This is a genomic window from Streptomyces sp. SID4985, assembly GCF_009863025.1.
Classification (GTDB): Bacteria; Actinomycetota; Actinomycetes; order Streptomycetales; family Streptomycetaceae; genus Streptomyces.
In genome coordinates, this window is sequence record NZ_WWIR01000106.1 from 1 (window position 1) to 6084 (window position 6084).

Annotated in this window: 4 protein-coding genes and 1 pseudogene; all 5 read left to right on the top strand. The window is 74.2% G+C overall.

The window, feature by feature from the left end; translation table 11 throughout:
• Window positions 1-495: ATP-binding cassette domain-containing protein (locus GTW40_RS04410; RefSeq protein WP_161178821.1), on the top strand; the 495-nt coding region annotated here is incomplete at its 5' end.
• A gap of 120 nt (window positions 496-615) precedes the next feature.
• Window positions 616-1761 (top strand): ROK family glucokinase, encoded by a 1146-nt coding sequence (locus GTW40_RS04415; protein WP_161178822.1) that lies wholly within the window; start codon window positions 616-618, stop codon window positions 1759-1761.
• Window positions 1758-2339, top strand: coding sequence for a sugar kinase (locus GTW40_RS04420; protein WP_161178823.1), 582 nt, complete (start codon window positions 1758-1760; stop codon window positions 2337-2339). Before GTW40_RS04415 ends, GTW40_RS04420 begins: the two co-directional genes overlap by 4 nt.
• A 94-nt stretch (window positions 2340-2433) precedes the next feature.
• Entirely contained in the window at window positions 2434-5292 is a 2859-nt protein-coding gene (locus GTW40_RS04425) for a DEAD/DEAH box helicase (protein ID WP_161178824.1), read from the top strand.
• A 395-nt stretch (window positions 5293-5687) separates the two neighbouring features.
• Window positions 5688-6084 (top strand): annotated as a pseudogene (locus GTW40_RS32960) (hypothetical protein); the annotation flags it as partial.

Sequence of the window (6084 nt, forward strand, 5' to 3'; positions counted from 1 at the left end):
ATGCCGGTCTGGCGGAACTTCTTCCTCGGCTCCGAGCCGCGCAGGGGCCGGGGCCCCTTCCGCCGCCTCGACATCGAGCACATGCGCCGCACCACCCGCGCCGAACTGCTCCGCATGGGCATCGACCTGCGTGACGTGGACCAGCCCATCGGCACCCTCTCCGGCGGTGAGCGCCAGTGCGTCGCCATCGCCCGCGCCGTCCACTTCGGCGCCAAGGTCCTCGTCCTGGACGAGCCGACCGCCGCACTGGGCGTCAAGCAGTCCGGTGTGGTCCTCAAATATGTGGCCGCCGCCCGGGACGAGGGCCTGGGCGTTGTGCTGATCACCCACAACCCGCACCACGCGTACCTGGTCGGCGACCGGTTCGTACTGCTGCGGCGCGGCACCATGGTGGGTAATCACACACGTGACGAGATCACCCTGGACGAGCTGACCAAGCAGATGGCGGGCGGCGCCGACCTCGACGCCCTGGTGCACGAACTCCAGCGCGGCTGACGGGGGCGGGGAGCGCGTCCGAGACGTCCATGGCCGCTTCCGCGGCGTCCATGGTCACCCGCGCTCCCTTATCCCGCCTTGACACCATGTACCTCGCCCGTTGAGGCAGAATCGACGACGATGAGCACCTACCGCGACCTCACGGCCCCCATCGGTTCCCGCCGAGCGCCCGTACTGCGGACCGTCGGCACCCGGGAACGCCGTTCGCATCTCACGGCTCCCCGCGTGCCCACCGTCGGCATCGACATCGGCGGCACCAAGGTCATGGCGGGCGTCGTGGACGCCGACGGCAACATCCTGGAGAAGCTCCGCACGGAGACCCCGGACAAGTCCAAGAGCCCCAAGGTCGTCGAGGACACCATCGTCGAACTGGTCCTGGACCTCTCCGACCGGCACGACGTGCACGCCGTCGGCATCGGCGCGGCCGGCTGGGTCGACGCCGACCGCAACCGGGTGCTCTTCGCGCCGCACCTGGCCTGGCGCAACGAACCGCTGAGGGACCGCATCTCCAGCCGTCTGTCGGTGCCCGTGCTCGTCGACAACGACGCCAACACCGCCGCCTGGGCCGAGTGGCGCTTCGGCGCCGGACGCGGCGAGGACCACCTCGTCATGATCACCCTCGGCACCGGCATCGGCGGCGCCATCCTGGAGGACGGCCAGGTCAAGCGCGGCAAGTTCGGCGTCGCGGGCGAGTTCGGCCATATGCAGGTCGTCCCCGGCGGACACCGCTGCCCCTGCGGCAACCGCGGCTGCTGGGAGCAGTACAGCTCCGGCAACGCGCTCGTCCGCGAGGCCAAGGAGCTGGCCGCCGCGGACTCGCCCGTCGCCTACGGCATCATCGAGCACGTCAAGGGCCAGATCGGCGACATCTCCGGGCCCATGATCACGGAGCTGGCCCGCGAGGGCGACGCGATGTGCATCGAGCTGCTCCAGGACATCGGCCAGTGGCTCGGCGTCGGCATCGCCAACCTCGCCGCCGCCCTCGACCCCTCCTGCTTCGTCATCGGCGGCGGCGTCAGCGCCGCCGACGACCTGCTCATCGGCCCCGCGCGCGACGCCTTCAAGCGCCAGCTCACCGGGCGCGGCTACCGCCCCGAGGCCCGCATCGCCCGCGCCCAGCTCGGCCCCGAGGCCGGCATGGTCGGCGCCGCCGACCTCGCCCGCCTGGTCGCCCGCCGCTTCCGCCGCGCCAAGCGCCGCCGGGTCGAGCGGCACGAACGCTACGAGCGGTACGTCCAGGGCCGCCGGGACCAGGACACCGCATGACCACCTCGCTGCCGCACCAGGCGGCGCCACCGGACACCCCGCACGCCCCCGCCGAGGACCCCGGCCACCGCGTCCGCCGCCGCGCGCTCACGCTGCTGATCATCGTGCTGCTCATCGGCGTACCGGCGGGCTATCTGGTGATCTCCGCCAACCAGAGCCGCGACAGCGGCAAGGACAAGGAGGCGAAGTACTCGGCCACCGGCCTCACCCCGGGCTGGCCCTCCAAGGTGCAGCGCCGCCTCTACCAGGTCGCCGTCCCGCGCCCCGCCGACTACCTCGCCTACTACGAGACCAACAACTGGAAGACCAGCCGCCTCTACGTGCAGTTCCGCACCAACGACGCGGGCCTGGACAGCTTCCTCGCCACCATGGGCCTGCGCCGCGACGAACTGAAGAAGGGCGACCTCACCATCGGCGCCCGCGACCGCAAGGTCTCCGGCTGGAACTTCGCGGGCCCCGGCCCCTGGGTCGGCGTGAGCCGCACCCAGAAGAACCCGGCGCCCACCCAGGACGTGGTCGTCAACCTCTCCGACCCGCGGTTCCCGATGGTCTACGCGGTCTCCCGCACGGTGCCGTGACAGGGCCCCGGCCCTCGCCGGAGCCGATTGTCAGACCCCGCCCGTACAGTCGGAGACAACTGGTCCGACACACGGGCGGGAGGTGACAGGACGTATGGACGGCGGCACGGCCGTGCTGAGCGAGCGCGCGTACTCCGAGGCGATCGGGGGCCGGATTCCGGCGTACCTCGCCACCCTCTACCTGCCCGCGCCCCTGCCCCGCGAGGGCCGGATCGCCCTCTGGTCGCCCGACGGCACCCCGCTCCCCGAGCCGGACGGCTCCAGCGGGACGATCACTGAGCTCACTGTCGTACGCCGCCATGGCGCGACCGTACGGCGCCGCCAGGTCCCCGCGCTGACCCTGCCGCTCATGGACGCGCTGCCCCTGCTCGCCAACGCCCGGCACGACGCCGCCGCCCACCCCGCCACCGTCTGCTGGGGCGCCGCCGCGCTGCACGCCCTGCGCCTGGCCGCCCGGGGACGACTGCTGCCCGGCCTCACCCCGAGCGGCCACGACGCCTGGCGCGCGGGCCCGCTGGAGCCCGACGACATCGCGCACCTGCGCGCGGTCGCCGCCGCCCTGCCCGCCGAGGGCCACGCGGTGCCGCTGCCCGGCGAGGGCCCGCTCCGGCTGCCCGAACCCGAGGCCCTGGTCCGCTCCTTCCTGGACGCGGTCGCCGACACCCTGCCCCGCACCCCCGCCGCCCCGCATACGGGCGGCCGCCCCTTCGCCGCCCGCGAACCCCAGCCGCTGCCCGGCGCCCACGACTGGGCGGCCGAGGTCGCCGCGGGCATGGACGCGGGCGTACGGATCTCGCTGCGCCTGGACCTCTCGGCGTACGCGGTCTTCGACGCGGGCGACGACAGCGGCTCGCGCGCGGCGGGCGCGGCCGTCGTCCAGGTGCACAGCCTCGCCGACCCCACCCTGGTCACGGACGCGGCCGCCCTGTGGGCGGGGGAGGCCGACACCGCCTTCGGACCCCGCGCGCGTGTGGACGCCGCCCTCGCCGTACGGCGCGCGGCGCGCGTGTGGGCGCCCCTGGAGCGGCTGGCCGAACGCGACGTCCCCGACGTGCTCGCGCTGTCCGAGGACGAGGTGAGCGACCTGCTCGGGACCGCGGCCGGACGGCTCGCCGCCGCCGGGGTCGGCGTGCACTGGCCCCGCGACCTCGCCCACGACCTCAGCGCCTCCGCGGTCGTCCGCCCCGCGCCCGGCTCGGCCACCGACGGCACCGGTTTCTTCGACAGCGAGGACCTGCTCCAGTTCCGCTGGCAGCTCGCGCTCGGCGGCGACCCGCTCAGCGAGGCCGAGATGGACGCCCTCGCCGAGGCCCACCGTCCCGTCGTACGGCTCCGGGACCGCTGGGTCCTGGTCGACCCCGCGCTCGTCCGCAAGGCCCGCAAACGCGAACTCGGCCTGCTCGACCCGGTCGACGCGCTCTCCGTCGCGCTCACCGGCACCGCCGAGGTGGACGGCGAGACCGTGGAGGCCGTCCCCACCGGCGCCCTCGCCGCCCTGCGCGACCGCATCACCGCCGGACTCGCCCCCGCCGAACCCCCGGCAGGACTGGACGCCACCCTCCGCGACTACCAGCTGCGCGGCCTGGCCTGGCTCGACCTCATGACCTCCCTCGGCCTCGGCGGCTGCCTCGCCGACGACATGGGCCTCGGCAAGACCGTCACCCTCATCGCCCTGCACCTCAAGCGCGCCCGCCCGGAACCGACCCTCGTGGTCTGCCCCGCCTCCCTGCTCGGCAACTGGCAGCGCGAGATCAACCGCTTCGCACCCGGCGTCCCCGTCCGCCGCTTCCACGGCGCCGACCGCACGCTGGACGGGGTGTCCGGCGGCTTCGTCCTCACCACCTACGGCACGATGCGCTCCGCCGCCGAACAGCTCGCGGACCGCCCCTGGGGCATGGTCGTCGCCGACGAGGCCCAGCACGTGAAGAACCCGTACTCCGCGACCGCCAAGGCGCTGCGCACCATCGGCGCCCCCGCGCGCGTGGCGCTCACCGGCACCCCCGTCGAGAACAACCTCTCCGAGCTGTGGGCCCTGCTCGACTGGACCACCCCCGGACTCCTCGGCCCCCTCCAGTCCTTCCGCGCCCGGCACGCGCGCGCGGTGGAGAACGGCGAGGACCAGGAGGCCGCCGAGCGCCTGGCCCGGCTGGTCCGGCCCTTCCTGCTGCGCCGCAAGAAGTCCGACCCCGGCATCGTCCCCGAACTGCCGCCCAAGACCGAGACCGACCACCCGGTCCCGCTCGGCCGCGAACAGGCCGCGCTGTACGAGGCGGTGGTCCGCGAGTCCATGGCGGCCATCGAGTCCGCCGACGGCATCGCCCGGCGCGGGCTCGTCCTCAAGCTGCTCGGCGCGCTGAAGCAGATCTGCGACCACCCCGCGCTGTACCTCAAGGAGGGCCCGTCCCGCCCGGACGGCCTCGCCGCCCGCTCCGGCAAACTCGCCCTCCTCGACGAACTGTTGGACACCGTGCTCGCCGAGGACGGCTCGATCCTCGTCTTCACCCAGTACGTCGGCATGGCCCAGCTCATCACCGCCCACCTCGGCGCCCGCGCGGTTCCGGTGGACCTCCTGCACGGCGGTACCCCCGTCCCCGAGCGGGAGCGCATGGTCGACCGCTTCCAGGCCGGCGAGACCCCGGTCCTGGTCCTCTCCCTGAAGGCGGCGGGCACCGGCCTCAACCTCACCCGCGCGGGCCACGTCGTCCACTTCGACCGCTGGTGGAACCCGGCCGTCGAGGACCAGGCCACCGACCGCGCCTACCGCATCGGCCAGACCCAGCCCGTCCAGGTCCACCGCCTCGTCACCGAGGGCACGGTTGAGGACCGCATCGCGGAGATGCTGACGGCGAAACGCGCCCTGGCCGACGCGATCCTGGGCTCCGGCGAGGCCGCCCTGACCGAACTCACCGACCGCGAACTCTCCGACCTGGTCTCGCTGCGGAGGCCGTCATGACGGAGTCCAGCTCCAGCCCGGCGGAGGAAGCACGGAGGGCGTTGCGGGAGGCGCGGGAACGGGCCTCCGGGGCGGGGGAGGAGCGTCCGGGGGCTTCGGCTGCGCGGGGCGCGGAGCCCGTGGATGCCGAGGAGTCCGGGCGGTTCGGTCGATCGGAGCGGACCGGTGAGTCCACCCGGGCCGGTGAGCCCGTGCGGACCGGTGAGTCCTCCCCGTCCGGTGAACCCTCCGGAGAGGGAGAGCCCGGCGCGTCCGGTGAGCCCGTCCGGGCCGGGGATATCGCGCGAGCGGCTCTCCGTGCTGCCGTGGCCCAGCGGTTGAGCGGGAACGCCCGAGCGACGGAGCGGTCGGCGACCGAGGCGGAGGGCGCTGCCGCTGGCTCGACGGTGTCGGATATGTCCCTTGGTTCAGCCTCCCAGGGGGCTGCCGTCGTCCCCGAGACCGAAGGCACTGTTCCCGTCCTGGAGTTGGACGACACCGACACCGACTCCGACACCGACACTGGCCGCGCGGCCGATGGCTCCGCCGCCCCGGTGGCGGAAGACACCGTCTCGGACCTGGGGGCGGACGACGTACCCACCGGTCGAGCAGCCGATGGCTCCGCCGCTCCGGGGGCTGAAGACGCTGCCCCCGCCGCCGCCCCGGTGGCGGAAGCCGTCAGCCCTGGTCCCGGCGAGGGTGGCACCACCTCCAGCCCGAGAGCGGACGCTGTACCCACCGGTCAAGCAGCCGACGGAGCGGCAGCGCCGCACCCCGCCCCCCACCCGACCGCCGAAGGCGACCCGGTCGGGG